This window comes from Halomonas sp. A11-A, from assembly GCF_003182195.1.
Classification (GTDB): Bacteria; Pseudomonadota; Gammaproteobacteria; order Pseudomonadales; family Halomonadaceae; genus Halomonas; species Halomonas alkalicola.
On the sequence record NZ_QGTM01000001.1, the window covers coordinates 155,508 to 174,551 of the forward strand.

Below are 19,044 nucleotides of genomic sequence, written 5' to 3' on the forward strand. Positions count from 1 at the left end.
CGCAGGTTGCGCTTACGGTCACAGGCAGTGACCCCGGGCCTGGCTGGCCCGGGGTAGCACGGTGAAGCGGGGGTTATTGAGCCAGCAAGCCCAGGTCGCTCAGGACGCTGCTGAACTGCTCTTTCTGCTCATCCAGGAACGCGCCAAACGCTTCACTGTCCTGGTAGGCATCGATCCAGCCCAACTGGTCACGCGCCTGCTGCCAGCCATCGGTCTCGAGCATCCGAGCGAACAGATCCTCATAGTAGGCCACCGCCTCAGCGGGCATGTCGGGGGTACCCATCACGCCGCGCCAGATATCGAAGGTGTAGTCCACACCCTGCTCCTGGTACGTGGGCACGTCGGCCAGGGCGCCGCCCAGGCGCTCAGGGGCAGATACGCCCAGTGCACGCAGTTGGCTGCCTTCGCCGAGCTGGCCTACGGACTCACCCGCGCCGGTAATGACTGCCTCGATATGCCCCCCCATCAGGTTGGTCATGGCATCGCCACCACCCGAGAAGGGAATATAGTTCACTGTAGAGGCATCGAGACCCATCGCAGATGCCAGGCCAGCCACCGAAATATGGTCCATCGAGCCCGGCGCACTGCCGCCACCCACGCTCAGGCGCGGGTTCTCTTTCAGCGCGTCGAACAGATCATTGATGGTCTGATATTCGGAATCCGCTGACACCAGAATGATGGAGTAGTCGGTGATCAGACGCGCCACGGGCGTGAAGTGCGTGTGGTCATAGCGCGAAGCGCCTGCCAGCGGCACCAGAATGATGGGCGGGCTGGTGGCGAACAGCTTGTGCGGGTTACCGCTGTCACGGGCGATTTGCGCCCATGCCACGGCACCGCCGCCGCCTGGCACGTTGATGGTCGCAAAGTTACGGTCTGCCAGCTGCTCTTCCTGCAACACGCGGGAAACAGTACGCACCAGCGTATCCCAGCCACCGCCTGGGTTGGCAGGTGCGACGAATTCGATGGAGCGTGTCGGGGTCCACTCCTGGGCCTGTACGCCAGTGGTCATGGCAAGGGCTGCCAGAGGCAGAGCAAATACAGCGGCGCGCTTGAAGGAAAGCGAGGTCATGGGCGTTCTCCACAGTCAATTATGTTGTTATGCGCGGTGATAAACACGCGGCAATTGTGATTACACTGCGAACGTTAGAAGAAAGCCACCTTTCAGGACAAGCTTGTGACCATAAACGACAAATTGTTCTTTATGAACGTTTTGTTCATTTTGTTCACACATCGAGCCAGCCGTGATCCCCCTTCAATAGGCGGTAGCGCCGCTCGGGTCGCCCGACATCCCCGTAACCCAGCTCTGCGCCTACGGCTTGCTCGGCCACGAGAAACTCCAGATAGCGGCGTGCCGTCGAACGGCTGGCGCCCATGGTACGCGCCACCTGCATGGCGGTCAGGGCGCCGCTGTCTGCTGCCAAGGCTTCTACCACACGGCGCAGGGTCAAGCGGTCGATGCCCTTGGGCAAGCTGCGCTGAGGGGCGCGTGCAGGCTCACTGGGCGTCACCCGGGCCAGCACATGGTCCAGCTCGTCCTGGTTCAGCTCGGCGCGGTTGGCCAGCGCCTCCCGTTCGCGCCGAAAACGCGCCAGCATCTGGTTCATTCTTGCCGCTTCGATGGGTTTGATCAGGTAATCGAACACCCCGCCACGCAACGCCTCGCTGATGGTCTCCACCTCACGGGCCGCCGTCACCATGACGATATCCACGTGCACATGGTCGCGGCGAATCGACCACAAAAGCTCCAGCCCTTCCACGTCGGGCAGGTAAGCATCCAGCAGAATCAGCTGTATTTGCGAGGCGTGTTCGGCCATCAGCGCTTTGGCTTCGCTGCCGTTGCGCGCCATACCCACCACATAAAAACCGTCGCTTTGCTCGATGAAGGCGCGGTGGATATCGGCGATGCGGAAATCGTCTTCGACGACCAGAATGCCGTATTGCGTCGCAGACATGCGTCATCCTCTTGTTAACATCGTCGTCATTAAGAGTGTGAACCGTTTAGCCTGGTGGGCCGGGTTCATCGCTGCGGGCACATAGCGAGCGGTCCAGCACGGCAATGAAACAGGCGCCCCCCAGCTCGCTCTCTTCCAGGGTGATCGCGCCACCGTGCTGACGACACAGCCGTTCCACCAGTGCCAGGCCGATGCCTCGGTGCTTGCCGGTCTTGGTCGAAAAACCCTCCTTGAAGATCGACCCGGCGTGCTCCGCAGGGACCCCCGCCCCATTGTCTTCGACCTCGACCAACAGCTGTTCGCCCAAATCGGTGAAGAACAGCCGCACCCGGGGTGCGCTGGCGTGGGGGCCATTCAGTGCCGCATGGCAGGCATTATCCAGCAAATTGCCCACCACGCTCATCATGACCTCCTGCCCCGTTGGCGTCAGCGGGCAAGAGAGCGAGCTTTGTTCGTCGATTTCCAGCGCCACGCCCAGTTCTCGAGCGCGGGTCAGCTTGCCCAGCAGGGTGCCGCTCAGCACCGCATCGGCCACGTGGCGCATCAGGAAGTTCATCTGCGCCTGGGCACGCTCGGTTTCCTGATGAATCAGGGCCAGCGCTTCCTCGATGCGCTGCAACTGCAGCAGTCCGGAAATGGTGTAGAGCTTGTTGGAGAACTCGTGGGCCTGGGCGCGCAGCATATCCACGTCGCGGCTGGCCTGGGTCAGCGCCTGGGAGAGGTCGATGATTTCTCGGCGGCTACGGAAGGTCGCCACGGCACCTTCGATCTCGCCCTCGTGAATGATGGGCACGCGGTTGACCACCACTGGGTGATCCCCCAGCCACATTTCCTGGTCGAACTCCTGCTCACCGTGTCTAAGCACTTCCAGCAGGCGGGAATTGGGCACTACCTCGCGGATGGGCTGCCCCAACAGCACATGCTCGTCGGGCAGCTCCAGAAAGCGGCGCGCCTGCTGGTTCACCAGGGTAATGTGGCCATCCCGATTGACCGCCAGAATGCCCTCGTGGATCGACTGCAGGATCGCCTCCTTCTCCATGGCGAGGCGGGCGATCTCGTGGGGTTCGAGGCCCAGGATCACCCGCTTGAGATGGTGGGAGAGCCCGTAGGCGCCAGCAAAGCCCAGGGCGATCATGGCCGCCACCAGCCACCAGCCGAGGCTGGTGTGTCGCACCACGTCCAGGGCCACCCGGTCGAGCATGAAGCCCACCGAGACGATGCCGATGATGTCGCCCTCGGCGTCGAACACCGGGGTCTTGCCGCGCATCGCCTCGCCGAGCGAGCCCTCCGCCTCGGAGACATAGGACTCGCCGCCGATCAGCGCCCGGTCGTTGTCTCCGCCGACCATGGGCAGGCCGAGGCGGTCCGGCAGCGGGTGGGAGTAGCGGATGCCATCGGCGTTGCCCACCACCACATAGCGGGCCCCGGTGTCGCGGCGGATACGCTCGGCGATGGGCTGGATGGTGGCGCTGGGGTCGGGGTCGTCGAAGGCCGCGACCAGCTCGGGAATGGTGGCCACGCTCCGGGCCACCGCCAGGGCACGCTGGCCCATCTGGTCGCTGATGATCTCCGCCTTGCGGTGATTGAGGTAGGCGCCCTGGGCCAGCAGCATGGCGGCGAGCAGCACCCCCACCAGCAGCATCACCTGCAGGCGGAAGCTGCGCATCAGGCGGTGGCGACGCGGGCGCTGGTGGCGCAGCCGCCTCACCTCGGCGAGGGCATCCTTGGGACGAGCCGTCATGATGGGCTCCCGACGATCATGGAGCCCTCATTGTCGCACGCGACGACTACGCCGTCGCCGGCAGCGCCCCGCCTCAGCCGCGGTTGCCGGTCTCCCAGCCACCAGCCCCGGCATGGGCGGGATCGAACCAGGCCAGAGTGCCGTGCAGCCCGACCACCCCACCGACGATGATCAGGGTAGGCGGCCGGGGCGACACCTGAGCCAGCCGCGCCGGCAGGTCGGCGAGGGTGGCGCGATGCACCCGCTGGCGCGCCGTGGTGCCCTGCTCGATCAGGGCCGCCGGGGTGGTCTCGGGGAGGCCATGGGCCACCAGCTGCCGGCAGATCTCGGGCAGGCCATGCAGGCCCATGTAGAAGACCAGGGTCTGGCCGGGGCTGGTCAAGGCCGGCCAGTCCAGCTCGGCGCTGCCGTTCTTCAGGTGGCCGGTGATGAAGCGCACCGACTGGGCGTGGTCGCGGTGGGTCAGCGGGATGCCAGCATAGGCGGCACACCCCGAGGCGGCGGTGATGCCGGGGACGACCTCCACCGGGATGCCTGCCGCCGCCAGGGTCTCGAGCTCCTCGCCGCCGCGCCCGAAGATAAAGGGGTCCCCGCCCTTGAGCCGCAGCACCCGCTTGCCCTGGCGCGCCCATTCCACCAGCGCCTGGTTGATGCCCTCCTGGGGAACGCTGTGATTCGAGCGCGCCTTGCCCACGTAGAGGCGCTCGGCCTCCGGGTTGGCCAGAGCCAGGATCTCCGCCCCGACCAGCCGATCGTGCAGGACCACCTCGGCCTGCCGGAGGCGGCGCAGCGCCTTCAGCGTCAGCAGCTCCGGATCGCCGGGGCCTGCCCCCACCAGGCAGACGCTGCCCGGCGCGAAGGCGGTGCCTGGGGGCTCGTGGGGAGACGGGCGCTGCTGCATATTCCATTACCTCGAACAATCTATTTGTTGATATTCCGAAAGGTAATGATTTTGCCGCGCGCCTGCCACTCTCCTTCCGCACCGAGCTTATAACCTTTTCCACCGCCCGAAACGGCATCGCCCCCGACGAGGCGGGAGCGATGAGCGGGTGGCGAGAGGGGCTCACTCCTGGAGGGTGCGACGCAGCCTGGGACAGGCGAGCTCACCGATCAGGGTGATCACGACCAGGGTCGCCAGCAGCCAGGGCCAGTGCAGGCCGAACTCGATGCGGGCCACGCCCAGGGCGTCGGCGAAGATCACCAGGATGCCCAGCGGGGTCAGGTAGCGCACGGCGAAGAGCCACAGCGCATGGGCCCGCGGCGAGAGCCCGAGTTCGTCGCGCAGGATCTCGCTCTTGAGCACGAAGCCGGCCAGCAGCACCAGGCCGAGCCCGCCCAGCGGCATCATCCAGCGCGCGGTCAGGTAGTCGAGCCAGTCGAAGACGTTGCGCCCGGCCAGGGTCCAGTCGGCGCCCAGGTTGAAGGAGAGCATCGCCAGGGTGCTCACCACCCACAGCACGATGCCGGTGCCCCAGGCCGCGGCGCCGCGCGAGATCCCCTTGTTGTCGGTCAGCCAGGAGACGGTGGCCTCCACCATGGAGATCGACGAGGTGAGCGCCGCCATGGAGAGCATCACGAAGAAGAGGATGCCGAACAGGGTGCCCAGCGGCATTGCCTGGAAGGCCAGCGGCAGGCTCATGAAGATCAGCCCCGGCCCTTCTGCCGGACTCATGCCGTTGGCGAAGATGATCGGGAAGATCGCCAGCCCGGCCATCAGCGCCACCAGGGTATCGGCGGCGGCCACGGTCAGGGTGGTGCGGGCGATGGAGGCCCGGGCCGGCAGGTAGCTGCCGTAGGTGAGGATGGCACCGGAGGCCAGCGACAGGGTGAAGAAGGCATGGCCCAGGGCCGCCAGCATCCCCTCGCTCGACAGGCTGCCGGCGTTGAAGGCGAACAGGAAGCGCCACGCCTCGCCGAAGCCCCCGGAGAACACGCCGTAGCCGATCAGGATCGCCAGCATCACCACCATGCCGGGCATCATCCAGCTGACGCTGCGCTCGATGCCGGCCTGCACCCCCTTGCCGACGATCAGCATGGTGGCCACCACCACCAGGGTGCTCCAGAAGCCGAGGTTCAGCGGGTTCTCGTTGTTGGCGACGAAGATGCCCACCATGTCGTCGGCGCCGGCCCCGGCGAAGACACCGGTCAGCATCTTCCAGAGGTAGGCGAAGGACCAGCCCGCCACCACCGCATAGAAGGAGAGGATCATGAAGCCGCAGAGCATCGCCATCCAGCCCAGCAGCGACCAGGCGGAGGTGCGGCCGGACTCGTTGACGACCCGCCGCACGGCGTCGATGGGGCTGCCGCGGCCGCGACGCCCGAAGGCGATCTCGGTCATCATCACCGGAATGCCCACTGCCAGGATGCAGGCCAGGTAGACCAGCACGAAGGCGCCGCCGCCGTACTCGCCGGTGATGTAGGGAAATTTCCAGATATTGCCGAGCCCCACCGCGGAACCGGTGGCCGCCAGCACGAAGCCCCAGCGGCCTAGCCACTGGGCACGAGGTTGGGTATCGGTCGTCATTTCAGCGCCCATTGCAGTATCAGCCGAGCCGCCCGCCGAGGTGGCGGCGACAAAATGCGCTATTCTGCCGGATTTTTCCCTGTCTGGCAGGTTTGGCTATGCTCAGGAGTGTTAACGCGCTCCCCGGCCCGGACGGACAGCATGAACAGTAACGCGCCCACACACCTCACCGCCCTTCCCGACTCTCGCGCCAGGCGAGCTATCGAGCGCCTGCTGAAGGGCTCCGGCATCACCCTCAACGGTCCGGCACCCCGAGACCTCAGGGTCTACCACCCCGACCTCTTCGAGCGCGTGCTCCGCCAGGGCACCCTGGGCCTGGGGGAGGCCTATATGGATGGCTGGTGGGAGTGCGAGAGGCTCGACCAGCTGGCCTGTCGGCTCCTGCAGCACGGCCTGGGGGAGCGCGTACACCCTCCCTCCGAGCGGCTGATGTACCGTCTCCAGGCAGGCTTCTTCAACCTGCAGAGCCGGGCTCGCGCCTACCGGGTCGGCGAGGTCCACTATGATCTGGGCAACGACCTCTTCCAGCGTATGCTCGACCCCACCCTGTGCTACTCCTGCGGCTACTGGAAGGAGGCCGATACCCTGCATGGGGCCCAGCTCGCCAAGCTGGAGCTGGCCTGCCGCAAGCTCGAGCTCGAGCCCGGCATGCGCGTGCTGGATATCGGCTGCGGCTGGGGGAGCTTCGCCGAGCATGCCGCTCGCCACCACGGCGTCGAAGTCACCGGCATCACCATCTCGAAGGAGCAGGCCGAGCTGGCGCGGCAGCGCTGCGCGGGGCTGCCGGTCGCCATCGAGCTGATGGACTATCGCGACCTGGAGGGGTGCTTCGACCGCATCGTCTCCATCGGCATGTTCGAGCACGTGGGGCATCGCAACTATCCCGTCTACTTCCGGACGGTCGAACGGCTGCTGGACGCCGAGGGGCTGTTCCTGCTGCATACCATCGGCTCCAACAGCTCGGAGATCACCGCCGACCCCTGGATCAACCGCTACATCTTTCCCAACGGCGTGCTGCCCTCGGCGATGCATATCGCCCGGGCCAGCGAACCCTACTTGCTGCTGGAGGACTGGCAGAACTTTGGCCCCGACTATGACCGCACCCTGATGGCCTGGCTCGGGAACTTCGATGCCCGCTGGGGCGAGATTGCCGACCGCTACAACGAACGCACCCGCCGCATGTTCCGCTACTACCTGTCGGTCTGTGCCGGGGCCTTTCGCGCTCGCCACCTGCAGCTCTGGCAGGTGCTCTTCTCTCGGGGCCGCGAGCAGCGCTATGACGCGCCGCGCTGAGCGCGAGACCTCCAGTGGAGCAGCGACAGGCTCGGTCGGCTACACTGGCGGCCAGCCAGTCCTGACTCCGGAGCCCCCGATGATCCAGCAGACCCTTCAAGAGGTCTTCGGCTACGCCGACTTTCGCCCCGGCCAGCGCCCGGTGATCGAAGCGGTGACGGCCGGCCGCTCGGCGGCGGCCATCTTCCCCACCGGCTCGGGGAAGTCGCTCTGCTACCAGCTGCCCGCCCTGCACCTGCCCCACCTCACCCTGGTGATCTCGCCGCTGCTGGCGCTGATGCAGGACCAGCTCGCCTTCCTCGAGCGCCACGGCATCCGAGCCGCCAGCATCGACTCCGCCCAGAGCCGGGAGGAGGCCGCCGCGGTGATGGCCGGGGTCGAACGCGGCGAGATCCGCATCCTGATGATCTCGGTGGAGCGCCTCAAGAACGAGCGCTTCCGGGCCTTCATTCGCCGGGTGCCGATCTCGCTGATGGTGGTGGACGAGGCCCACTGCATCTCCGAGTGGGGCCATAACTTCCGCCCCGACTACCTGAAGCTCCCCGACTACCAGCGTGAGTTCGGCATCCCCCAGGCGCTGCTGCTCACCGCCACCGCCACCCCGCGGGTGATCGACGACATGCGCGGACGCTTCGCCATCGCGGCCGCCGATGTCACCGCCACCGGCTTCTACCGGAAGAACCTCGACCTGACGGTCGCCCCGGTGGCCGCCGACGCCCGCCCTCGCGCCCTGGCCGCCTGGCTCCAGGCGCGACGCGGCGCGGCCCCCTTCCCCACCATCGTCTACGTCACCCTGCAGCAGACCGCCGAGCGCCTGGCCGCCTACCTGGGCAAGGCCGGCATCCCCGCCACCGCCTACCATGCGGGGCTCGGGGCCGACAGGCGCGAGGCGATCCAGCGCGACTTCATGGCCGGCAGGTGTGACTGCATCGTCGCCACCATCGCCTTCGGCATGGGCATCGACAAGGCCGACATCCGGGCGGTGGTGCACTTCGACCTGCCCAAGTCCATCGAGAACTACAGCCAGGAGATCGGCCGCGCGGGCCGCGACGGCGCCTCCTCCGAGTGCCTGATGCTGGCCGGGCGCGACACCCTCGGCGTGCTGGAGACCTTCGTCTACGGCGACACCCCGGAACGCCACGGCATCCGCCGGGTGGTCGACGAACTGCTCGCCGCCGGGACGCGCTGGGAGCTGAGCCTGAACGCCCTCGCCCAGCACGCCAACATCCGCCCGCTGCCGCTCAAGACCCTGCTGGTGCAGCTGGAGCTGCGCGGCATCCTGCGCCCGCACCACGCCTACTTCGCCGACTACCGCTTCAAGCTCAACGAGGCACCCGAGGCGCTGGTGGCCCGCTTCCAGGGCGAACGCCAGGCCTTCGTCCAGGCGATCCTGGATGCCGCGCGCAAGGCACGCACCTGGCACGAGCTGGATTTCGCCGCGCTGGAGGCCCTGGGCCGGGAGCGGGGCCTGGATACCCGCCGCGGCCGGGTAATCACCGCCCTGGACTACTTCGTCGACAAGGGCTGGATGGAACTGCAGAGTCGTCAGCTCACCGAGGTCTACGAGGTGAGCCGCGCCGACCTCGACCCGGAGGCGCTGACCGAGGAGCTCCACGGCTACTTCCGCGACAAGGAGGCCGCCGAGATCGAGAGGCTGCACGCCATGCTCGCGCTCTTCGAGAGCGAGGGCTGCCTGAGCCGCCGCCTGGCCGAATGGTTCGGCGACGACCGCACCCCCGAGCGGTGCGGCCACTGCTCGGCCTGCCGCGGCCAGCCCGCCCGGCTGCCGCCGGGGCCCGAGCCGCCCTCCCTGGCAGACCGGCGGCCCGAGGCGCTGCTCGGCGACCTCCGGACGCGCCTGGCCGAGCAGGGCGAGGGGCATCCCGCCACCCCGGACCTGCTGGCCCGCTTCCTGTGCGGCATCACCACGCCGCTGTTCACCCGGCTCAAGGCACGCCGGCTGGCGGGTTTCGGCGCCCTGGAGGGCACCCCCTACGCCGAGGTGCGCGCCTGGCTGGCCGCCCATGGCGCGAGCGATTCAGCCCAGTAGCCCCCGGCGCTGCAGAGCGCGCCTCCTGCCTCCAGCGCTTGACGCCTCGCGGCGTCTGCACGACCTTGACAGGGTCATGTCATCACCCCGGGAGCCACACCATGAGCCAGCTTTCCCGAGAGGCCTGCGAGGCCTGCCGCAAGGGCGCCCCCACCGTCAGCGAGGCCGAGATCGCGCTGCTCAAGCCGGAGATCCCCCAGTGGAAGATCGTCGAGCGCGATGGCATCATGCAGCTGGAGCGGGCCTTCACCTTCCCCGACTTCAAGCAGGCGCTGGCCTTCACCAACCGCGTCGGTGCGATCGCCGAGGCGGCGAATCACCACCCGGCCCTGCTGACCGAATACGGCAAGGTGACCGTGACCTGGTGGTCCCACAAGATCAAGGGGCTGCACAGGAACGACTTCATTCTTGCCGCCAGAACCGACGAGGTAGCGAATTAAATGTTCGAACACATTGAGCGGGTTCCCGGGGACGCCATCCTCGGTCTCATCGAGGCCTTCAAGAAGGATACCAACCCCCAGAAGGTCGACCTCGGCGTCGGCGTCTACAAGGATGCCCAGGGCAACACCCCGGTGATGCGCGCGGTCAAGGAAGCCGAGGCCCTGCTGCTCAAGAACGAGACCACCAAGACCTACATCGGCTCCCACGGGGCGCCCGCGTACGGCGAGGTGGTGCTGCCGATGGTGTTGGGCGAGAGCTCTCCGGTCCTCGCGGCGAACCGCGCCAGCGCCACCCAGTCACCCGGCGGCACCGGAGCCCTGCGCCTGGCGGCCGACTTCATCGCCAAGGAGCTGCCCGGCAAGGGGATCTGGGTCTCCGACCCGACCTGGCCGAACCACCACGGCATCTTCACCGCCGCCGGCATCGCGCTGCACAAGTACCCCTATGTGGACGCCGACAACCGCCTCGACTTCGACGGCATGCTCGCCGCCCTGAAGCAGATTCCCGAGGGCGACGTGGTGGTGCTGCACGCCTGCTGCCACAACCCCACCGGCTTCGACCTCTCCCGGGAGCAGTGGCAGACCGTGCTTGGGGTGCTGCGCGAGCGCAACCTGCTGCCGCTGGTCGACTTCGCCTACCAGGGCTTCGGCGAGGGCCTGGAGGAGGACGCCTACGCCGTGCGCCTGCTGGCCGAGCAGCTCGACGAGGTGATCATCACCAGCTCCTGCTCCAAAAACTTCGGCATCTACTGCGAACGTACCGGCGCCCTGATCATGGTGGCGAAGAACGCCGAGCAGATGGAGAACGTCCGCTCGCAGATCGCCATCGTAGCCCGCGAGAACTACTCCAACCCGCCGGCCCACGGCGGCGCCATCGTCAGCGAGATCCTGCACTCCGCGGAGCTCGCCGCCATCTGGCGCGAGGAGCTCACCGAGATGCGCGACCGCATCAACACCCTGCGTCGCGACTTCGTCGAAGCCCTGAAGCCCTACGGCCTCGACCAGAAGTATGCCCACATCGCCGAGCAGCGCGGCATGTTCAGCTACACCGGCCTGACGCCTGAGCAGGTCGATCGCCTGCGCGACGAGTTCGGCATCTACATGGTGCGCTCCGGCCGCGCCAACGTGGCGGGCTTCTCCCACGAGAACCTGCCCTACCTGGCCAAGGCCGTCGCCGCGGTCAACTGATCGCCGCGCCGCCAGCCAAGCCGACGCCCGGGCCCTGCCCGGGCGTTTTCGTTTCGGGTAGACTCCCCCTGTTTTTCGCTGCACCGGGGATCAGGGCGGCCTCGGGGCACCCCCGGCAGCGAGGGCTTGACCAATCAGTCAATCTGCATACAGACTGATGGCTGCCTTGTACACAACCTCTCCAACAGCAAGAGGCTCCCCATGGCGGCTACCCCCGGCAGCTCCCCCGTGCACTATCCCTGGTACAGGAAGGAGGACACCGACGCCTTCTTCGCCCTGTTCCAGAACAACATCGCCAACTTCGTGATCATCGCCATCACCATGCTCGGCATGGGCTTCACGGCGTCGATCGTCTTCGGCCAGGTGCTGCCCGGCGCCGCGGTGGCCGTGATGGTGGGCAATTTCTACTACGCCTGGAGCGCGGCGCGCCTGGCCAGGAAGGAGAACCGCGCCGACGTCACCGCTCTCTCCTACGGCATCTCCACCCCGGTGATGTTCGTCTTCCTGTTCGGCGTGCTGCTGCCCGCCAAGCAGCTCACCGGCGATGCCGAACTGGCCTGGAAGGTAGCGGTGGCCGCCTGCTTCATCAGCGGCGCCATCGAGGCACTCATCAGCCTGATCGGCCGCTGGGCCCAGCATCACCTGCCCCGGGCGGCGATGCTCGGCGCCGTGGCCGGGGTGGCGCTGACCTTCATCGCCGGCGAGATGCTGTTCAAGACCCTGGAGATGCCAGTGATCGGCCTGCTGGTGCTGGCGATCATCATCGTCGGCCTGGTGGCCCGGGTCGCCATGCCCTTCCGGCTGCCCACCTCGCTCTTCGCCATCGTGGTGGGGACCGCCATGGCCTACCTGATCGGAGATGCCGGCGGCGAGCGCTTCAGCGATGCCTTCACCCACCTGGGCTTCTACCCGCTGCTGCCCAACCTCGCCTGGTTCGAGGGGCTGGGGCTGCTTTTCACCGGCATGCTGGCGGTGCTCACCGTGGTGCTGCCGATTACCCTCTACAACGCCATCGAGACCATGAACAACGTCGAGGCCATGGAGGCCGCCGGTGACAGGTACGACGTGCGCGAGTGCCAGGCGGTGGACGGCGCCGGCACCATGATCGGCGCCCTGTTCGGCGGCGTCTTCCCCACCACCGTCTACATCGCAACCGTGGGCGCCAAGTGGATGGGCGCCGGGCGCGGCTACAGCCTGCTCAATGGTGCGGTCTACGGCCTGGCCACCATGTTCGGCCTGATCGCCGCCCTGGCCGCCATCATCCCGGTCTCGGTGGTGGCGCCAATCCTGATCTTCGTGGGCATGTCGATGATCGCCACCGCCTTCCAGAGCAACGACACCCGCTACTACCCCGCGGTGGCACTGGCCATGCTGCCCTACTTCGCCAACTACGTGATGACCCGCTTCGGACGCGCCGCCGAGGAGACGGTGACCGGCATCTCCACCGGGATCGTGCCGCTGGGCCAGGGCGCCATGTTCATGGCGATCCTGATCGGCGCCATGACGGTCTCGGTGATCGACCACCAGTTCCGTCGCGCCGCCGCCTTCGCCGCCGTGGCCGCAGGCTTCTCCTTCGTGGGCCTGATGCATGCCCCGGCGCTTGCCCTCAATGCCGCCCCGGACTATGTGGTGGGCTACCTGGTGATGGGGGCCCTGTTCCTCTATTTCGCCTGGCAGCAGCGCCTGGCCGCGGGGCCCTCGGGGCGCTCCTAGCCCTGCCCACGAACGCAGCGCGCCCCACCGGATGGCGGGGCGCGCTGCGGTTATCGGGCGTTCGGCCGTGCCGCTATTTCCAGAAGTCGCGGATCGAGGCGATCCCCTGGGCCCCCACGGCACGGGCGTGGTTGGCATCGAAGCGGGTCATGCCGCCCAGGGCGAAGACCGGCATGGCGGCACGCTCCACCAGCTGCTGGAAGTCATGCCAGCCCATGGGGGGCACCTCGGGGTGGGAGGGGGTGGTGCGCAGCGGCGAGAGGGTCACGAAGTCGCAGCCCAGCTTGCCGGCCTGGCCCAGCTGCTCGCGATCGTGGGTTGAGGCCGCCAGCCACTTCCCCTCGGCGATGGGGCGACGCTCGAGGCGCATCAGCCATTCGCTGGTGAGATGGATACCGTCGGCATCGACCCGCTCGAGGAGCTCGGGCTCGGCGTTGAGCAGCAGGCGAGCCCCATGCTGGCGACACAGCGCCAGGGTGGCCTCGGCGCGGGCCAGGTAGGCGGTCTCGTCGAGCTGCTTGGCGCGCAGCTGCACCAGGCGGACGCGATCCTCCACCAGGGCACGCTCGAGGCGCTGAAGGTAGAGACCCTCGTCCTCCTCCTCGGCAGTGATGAGGTACTCGGTCGGCAGCGCGACGGCACGCAGGATCGGCAGGTTGGCCGCCGGGAAGGGGTAGTTGACCAGCTCCTCCATGGGCACCCAGCGCACCGCCTGCCCCTCGCGGCCGAAGGGCTCGCCGGAGAACTCATGCACCTGCCAGACGTCGAGCAGGATGTGCTTGTCGGGATACTCGTGGTGGATGCGGATCAGCGGCTGCGCGCGCTGGATCTCCACCCCGAGCTCCTCATGGAGTTCGCGCTTGAGCCCGCCGAGGCCTGTCTCGTACGGCGCCAGCTTGCCTCCCGGAAACTCCCACAGCCCGCCATGGTCGACGTTGCTGGGCCGGCGGGCGATCAGGACCTGCCCGCCGTCGGCACTGATGATGGCGGCGGCCGCCACATGCACCCTTCTCTTCACCATTGCGTTCATTCACCTTTCCAACTGGCCCGCCCTCGGGGGCAGGATGCTCTGTCCGGCGGCTGACCGATCGCTCAGCTGCGATAGTCGGCGTTGATGGTTACATACTCATGGGAGAGGTCGGTGGTCCATACCGTGGCGCTCTCCTCCCCGCGCCCCAGGTCGATGCGAATGGGGATCTCCTCCCTGGCCATCACCGCACTACCGGCCTCTTCCGTGTAGCAGGGGGCCCGGCCACCGGCCTCCACCAGGCGAACCTCGCCCAGGTCGATGGTCACCCGGGAGACATCGAAGTCCTCGACCGGCGCACGGCCGACCGCCGCCAGTATTCGGCCCCAGTTGGCATCCGAGGCATAGAGCGCGGTCTTGACCAGCGGCGAGTTGGCCACGGTGAAGGCCACGTCGAGAGCCTCCTGACGGCTCGAGGCTCCGTTCACCTGCAGGGTCACGAACTTGGTCGCCCCCTCGCCGTCGCGAATGATCGCCTGGGCCAGCTCGGTCATGACCCGCTGCAGACCGTTGCGGAAGATGGCGATGGCCTCCTCCCCCTCGACCCGCGGCCCCTGCTGGGTACTGATCAGCATGCAGGCGTCGTTGGTGGAGGTATCGCCGTCCACGGTGATGCAGTTGAAGGAGCGATCCACCGTCTCGCGCAGCATCTCCTCGAGCAGCGCCTGGTCGAGGGTGGCGTCGGTGGCCACGAAGGCCAGCATGGTCGCCATGTTGGGCTGGATCATGCCTGAGCCCTTGGCGATGCCGTTGATGGTGAACGTGGCCTCCCCCAGCGCCAGGGTCACGCTGGCGCCCTTGACGCGGGTGTCGGTGGTGAGGATGCCCTCGGCGGCCTGGCGCCAGGACGCCCCCTCCTCCCCCAGGTTCGCCAGCGCCACGGGCAGGCCCGCCAGTACCCGCTCCATGGGCAGCGGTTCGCCGATCACCCCGGTGGAGAACGGCAGCACGGCCTCGCCAGGCACCCCGGCCAAGCGTCCCAGCTCGGCGCAGGTGGCGCGGGCATCGGCAAGCCCTACCTCGCCGGTACCGGCATTGGCGTTGCCGGTATTGATCACCAGGTAGCGGGCCGACTGGCCGGAGGCCAGGTGCTCGCGGGCCACGGTGACCGGTGCCGCGCAGAAGGCGTTGCGGGTAAAGGTCCCCGCCACGCGGGCACCGGCGGGCGCCTCGATCACCACCAGGTCACGGCGGTTGGCCTTCTTGATGCCCGCCATGGCGGTACCCAAGCGCACGCCGGGGATCGCCGGCATCTCGGGAAAGCTTGCATTACCCACTGCCATCGTCTCGTCTCCTGTCTGCTGGGCGGCAGCTCAATCCAGCTTGCCACAGCACTGCTTGTACTTCTTGCCCGACCCGCAGGGGCAGGGATCGTTGCGGCCCACCTTGGGCCCCTCCCGGCGCACCGGGCGTCCATCCGCTCCCGGCAGCGGCGCCCCCGACTCCTCCGGGCGGTCGAGTGCATCGGGACCCTCGTGACGGCTGTCCGCCATGGCCTTCTCGCGCTCCAGCGCCTCGCGACGCTTCTGCTCGAGCTCCTCGACCTCCTCGGGACGCCGCACCTGCACATGGCTGAGGATGCGCGTCACGTCGGCCTTGATATTGGCCAGCAGGTTCTGAAACAGCTCGAAGGACTCGCGCTTGTACTCCTGCTTGGGGTTCTTCTGGGCGTAGCCGCGCAGGTGGATGCCCCGGCGCAGGTGGTCCATGGACTGCAGGTGCTCCTTCCAGCGGGTGTCGAGCACCTGCAGCATCACCTGCTTCTCGAAGCGGCGCATCAGGGCCTCGCCGGCCTCGGCCACCTTGGCCTCGTAGGCCTCGCGATGCAGGGTCTGCAGGCGCTCGCGCAGCTGCTCCTCGTGGAAGCGGTCATCCTCCTCGGCCCACTGCACCACCGGGACGTCCAGGTTGAACTCGGTCTTGAGGTGGTCCTGAAGCCCGGGGAGATCCCACTGCTCGGGCAGGCTCTGGGGCGGCACATAGTCGCTGATGGCCAGGTCCAGCACCTCCTGGCGAATGCCGGTCACGGCCTCGGAGACCTGCTCGGCGGCGAGGATCTCGTTGCGCTGCTCGTAGATCACCCGGCGCTGGTCGTTGGCCACGTCATCGTATTCAAGCAGCTGCTTGCGGATATCGAAGTTGCGGCTCTCGACCTTCTTCTGGGCGCGCTCCACGGCGTTGGAGACCATCTTGTGTTCGATCGCCTCGCCGCGCTCCAGGCCCAGGGCCTTCATCATGCGCTGCACCCGGTCGGAGCCGAACAGCCGCATCAGGCTGTCCTCCAGCGACAGGAAGAAACGGGTGGAACCCGGGTCCCCCTGGCGACCGGCGCGGCCGCGCAGCTGGTTGTCGATGCGCCGCGATTCGTGCCGCTCGGTGCCGATCACGTGCAGGCCGCCGGCGGCCAGCACCGCATCGTGGCGCTCCTGCCAGGCGGCCTTGAGCGCCTCGAGCTGCTCGGGGCTCGGGTTGTCGAGCTTGGCCGCCTCGGCCTCCCAGTTGCCGCCCAGCATGATGTCGGTGCCGCGGCCGGCCATGTTGGTGGCGATGGTGATGGCGCCGGGGCGGCCCGCCTGGGCGATGATCTCCGCCTCGCTCTGGTGCTGCTTGGCGTTGAGCACATTGAAGGTGAGGCCGGCCTGTTTCATCAGCCCGGCCAGGTACTCGGAGGTCTCGATGGAGGCGGTCCCCACCAGCACCGGGCGTCCGGCCTCGGTCTCGGCCTGGACGTCCTTGATGATGGCCTCGAACTTCTCCTCGGCGGTCAGGTAGACCAGGTCGTTGAGGTCGCGGCGCACCAGCGGCTTGTTGGTAGGAATCACCACCACGTCGAGGCCGTAGATCTGGCGGAACTCGAAGGCTTCGGTGTCGGCGGTACCAGTCATGCCGGCCAGCTTGTCGTAGAGGCGGAAGTAGTTCTGGAAGGTGGTCGAGGCGAGGGTCTGGCTCTCGCGCTGCACTGCCACGCCCTCCTTGGCCTCAACCGCCTGGTGCAGGCCCTCGGACCAGCGCCGCCCCGGCATGGTGCGCCCGGTGTGCTCGTCGACGATCACCACCTGGCCGTCGGCAACGATATAGTCCACGTCACGGTGGTAGAGGTGACGGGCGCGCAGCGCCGAGTGCATGTGGTGCAGCAGATTGAGGTTCTGGGCCGCGTAGAGGGAGTCCTCCTCGCCCAGCAGCCCCTCCGCCCGCATCAGCTCCTCGACCTTGGCGTGGCCGGTCTCGGTGATCTCCACCTGCTTGTGCTTCTCGTCGAGCAGGAAATCACCGCTGGCCGGCTCCTCGGGGTCCTCACAGGCCACCAGGTGGGTCGCCAGGCGATCCACGACCTTGTAGAGCTCGGTATTCTCATCGACGGCGCCGGAGATGATCAGCGGCGTCCTCGCCTCATCGATCAGGATCGAGTCTACCTCGTCGACGATGGCAAAGTTGAGCCCGCGCTGGACCTTGTCCTCCAGCGAGAAGGCCATATTGTCGCGCAGGTAGTCGAAGCCGAACTCGTTGTTGGTGCCGTAGGTGATGTCGCAGCCGTAGGCTGCGCGCTTCTCCTCGCTGGTCTGCCCGGCATGGATGATGCCGACGGTGAGGCCGAGGAACTCATAGAGCGGACGCATCCACTCGGCGTCACGGCGCGCCAGGTAGTCGTTCACCGTGACCACGTGCACGCCCTTGCCGGGCAGGGCATTCAGGTAGACGGCCAGGGTCGCCACCAGGGTCTTGCCCTCGCCGGTCTTCATCTCGGCGATGCGGCCATTGTGCAGGGTCATGCCGCCGATCATCTGCACATCGAAGTGGCGCATGCCCATCACCCGCTTGCCCGCCTCGCGCACGGTGGCGAAGGCCTCGACGAGCAGGTCATCGAGTGTCTCGCCGGCGTCGAGACGGCCACGGAAGGTTTCGGTGCGCGCCCGCAGAGAGGCGTCGTCCAACGCCTGCAGCTCCGGCTCGAGAAGGGTGATGCGCTCGGCCAGGCGGCTCATGCGTTTCACTTCACGATCGTTCTTGGAGCCAACGACCTTGCGTAACAGGGAATTGATCATAGGGGGGTCCAGTCTTTGCGTATGGCAACGTGCCAACCGCCCGAGGCAGCCGGCCAGGATCAGGGGTTCAGCGTGCCGACGCAGGGCGGACCCCGGCGGGTCAGGACATCATGGGCCGCGGTCGCCAGACGACGGCAGGGGGATGGCGGTAGGGGGCGTCGCCCACGCGCGCCGGGGCGACCGAGGACGCGCAGCGGCCAGGCACGCCGCGCGCGGCGGCGTGCCTGAAGCCGGGAGCTGGCCCGGATCAGCGCCGGTGCCAGGATGCATACCTGCACCAGGCGCTCGGCCTGGCGCAGCGTCTCACCCTGGGCCAGGCCGGCCGGCAGCAGGCACCCCACCAGCAGTCCGGCCAGCCACCAGCGCGCCGGACGCCGCCGGCTCATGGCGGCGGGCGACTTGGCATCGTCATGCTGGGTGCGAGCGGGCATGCTGTCGATGGACTCCCGAGCGTGCTAGGCTGGCGGGCATCAGCGCCCGGCGCAGAGAGAGAGTGAGAATAGCGCCCTGTGCGGCATGCCGGCACAGGGCCCCGAGAAACAAGCCCATGAGTATAAAGGCTAAGCGCTTCCGCGCCCAGCCCATGACCCGCCTGCTCGACGGCCACGGCGAACTCGGTTCGCTGATGCGCATGGCGCGACTGATCGAGCGCGCTCAGCAGCACCTGCGTGACCAGCTCCCCCCGGAAGTGGCCGAGCACCTGCACGTGGGCGGCTTTCGCGATGGTCGCCTGACACTGATCACCGACCGCGCGGCCTGGCTCACCCGGCTGCGCTACGAGCAGCCGCGACTGCTCGAACGGCTTCACCAGCTGCCCGGCTTCGAGGCGGTGACCGGCTTCACCCTCAAGGTCCGCCCGGTACGACCGGTCAAGGCGCCGCTGCGCCAGGTGCGCCATCTGCCGGCCCGAGCGGCCGATGAACTCGCGAGCTGCGCCGAGGACGTGGTCGACCCGCGGCTCAAGGCAGCGCTCCAGCGACTGGCCGCCCATGCCGCGCGCGAGCCATGACGGCAACGCCCCGAGCCCCATAGCAAGAAAGGCCCGCCAGATGCTGGCGGGCCTTCTCGATGCC

General features: G+C 67.6%; 15 protein-coding genes. 6 read left to right on the plus strand and 9 right to left on the minus strand.

Features of this window, described 5'->3' with window-relative positions:
- Window positions 1-73 precede the first annotated feature (73 nt).
- The 5 genes from DER72_RS00745 to DER72_RS00765 all read right to left on the minus strand — a co-directional run bounded on the left by DER72_RS00745 (window position 74) and on the right by DER72_RS00765 (window position 6,217).
- Entirely contained in the window at window positions 74-1,069 is a 996-nt protein-coding gene (locus DER72_RS00745) for a tripartite tricarboxylate transporter substrate binding protein (RefSeq protein ID WP_110068094.1), read from the minus strand.
- Window positions 1,070-1,223: 154 nt separating this feature from the next.
- Entirely contained in the window at window positions 1,224-1,952 is a 729-nt protein-coding gene (locus DER72_RS00750; RefSeq protein ID WP_110068095.1) for a response regulator, read from the minus strand.
- Window positions 1,953-1,998: 46 nt separating this feature from the next.
- Entirely contained in the window at window positions 1,999-3,693 is a 1,695-nt protein-coding gene (locus tag DER72_RS00755; protein ID WP_110068096.1) for a sensor histidine kinase, read from the minus strand.
- Window positions 3,694-3,766: 73 nt separating this feature from the next.
- Window positions 3,767-4,594, minus strand: coding sequence for a uroporphyrinogen-III C-methyltransferase (gene cobA, locus DER72_RS00760; RefSeq protein WP_110068097.1), 828 nt, complete (start codon window positions 4,592-4,594; stop codon window positions 3,767-3,769).
- Window positions 4,595-4,756: 162 nt separating this feature from the next.
- Window positions 4,757-6,217 (minus strand): sodium-dependent transporter, encoded by a 1,461-nt coding sequence (locus DER72_RS00765; RefSeq protein WP_110068098.1) that lies wholly within the window; start codon window positions 6,215-6,217, stop codon window positions 4,757-4,759.
- A gap of 141 nt (window positions 6,218-6,358) precedes the next feature.
- On the opposite strand from DER72_RS00765, the gene cfa reads away from it, so the two are divergent.
- The 5 genes from cfa to DER72_RS00790 all read left to right on the plus strand — a co-directional run bounded on the left by cfa (window position 6,359) and on the right by DER72_RS00790 (window position 12,901).
- Window positions 6,359-7,510, plus strand: a complete 1,152-nt coding sequence (gene cfa, locus DER72_RS00770; RefSeq protein WP_110068099.1) for a cyclopropane fatty acyl phospholipid synthase — start codon at window positions 6,359-6,361, stop codon at window positions 7,508-7,510.
- A 79-nt stretch (window positions 7,511-7,589) separates the two neighbouring features.
- Window positions 7,590-9,560, plus strand: coding sequence for an ATP-dependent DNA helicase RecQ (locus DER72_RS00775; RefSeq protein ID WP_110068100.1), 1,971 nt, complete (start codon window positions 7,590-7,592; stop codon window positions 9,558-9,560).
- Window positions 9,561-9,661: 101 nt separating this feature from the next.
- Window positions 9,662-10,000 carry a 4a-hydroxytetrahydrobiopterin dehydratase gene (locus DER72_RS00780; protein ID WP_110068101.1) on the plus strand — a complete coding sequence of 113 codons (339 nt, stop codon included), beginning with the start codon at window positions 9,662-9,664 and terminating at the stop codon, window positions 9,998-10,000.
- Window positions 10,001-11,188, plus strand: coding sequence for an amino acid aminotransferase (locus tag DER72_RS00785; RefSeq protein ID WP_110068102.1), 1,188 nt, complete (start codon window positions 10,001-10,003; stop codon window positions 11,186-11,188).
- A gap of 201 nt (window positions 11,189-11,389) precedes the next feature.
- The gene (locus DER72_RS00790) at window positions 11,390-12,901 is read left to right on the plus strand and encodes a uracil permease (RefSeq protein WP_110068103.1); all 1,512 of its coding nucleotides are present in this window, start codon (window positions 11,390-11,392) and stop codon (window positions 12,899-12,901) included.
- A gap of 73 nt (window positions 12,902-12,974) precedes the next feature.
- Here DER72_RS00790 and DER72_RS00795 read toward each other — a convergent pair whose 3' ends face one another.
- The 4 genes from DER72_RS00795 to DER72_RS00810 all read right to left on the minus strand — a co-directional run bounded on the left by DER72_RS00795 (window position 12,975) and on the right by DER72_RS00810 (window position 18,402).
- A complete protein-coding gene (locus DER72_RS00795) occupies window positions 12,975-13,922 on the minus strand; it encodes a Nudix family hydrolase (protein WP_110068104.1) in 948 nt (315 codons plus the stop codon).
- Window positions 13,923-13,993: 71 nt separating this feature from the next.
- Complete coding sequence (argJ, locus tag DER72_RS00800; RefSeq protein WP_110068105.1) at window positions 13,994-15,211, minus strand: bifunctional glutamate N-acetyltransferase/amino-acid acetyltransferase ArgJ; 1,218 nt, start codon at window positions 15,209-15,211, stop codon at window positions 13,994-13,996.
- A gap of 30 nt (window positions 15,212-15,241) precedes the next feature.
- Complete coding sequence (gene secA / locus DER72_RS00805; RefSeq protein ID WP_110068106.1) at window positions 15,242-17,971, minus strand: preprotein translocase subunit SecA; 2,730 nt, start codon at window positions 17,969-17,971, stop codon at window positions 15,242-15,244.
- Window positions 17,972-18,030: 59 nt separating this feature from the next.
- Window positions 18,031-18,402: a hypothetical protein gene (locus tag DER72_RS00810; protein WP_258306133.1), complete on the minus strand. Its 372-nt coding sequence runs from the start codon at window positions 18,400-18,402 to the stop codon at window positions 18,031-18,033.
- A 116-nt stretch (window positions 18,403-18,518) separates the two neighbouring features.
- On the opposite strand from DER72_RS00810, the gene DER72_RS00815 reads away from it, so the two are divergent.
- Window positions 18,519-18,980, plus strand: a complete 462-nt coding sequence (locus DER72_RS00815) for a DUF721 domain-containing protein (protein ID WP_110068107.1) — start codon at window positions 18,519-18,521, stop codon at window positions 18,978-18,980.
- Window positions 18,981-19,044: the final 64 nt, after the last annotated feature.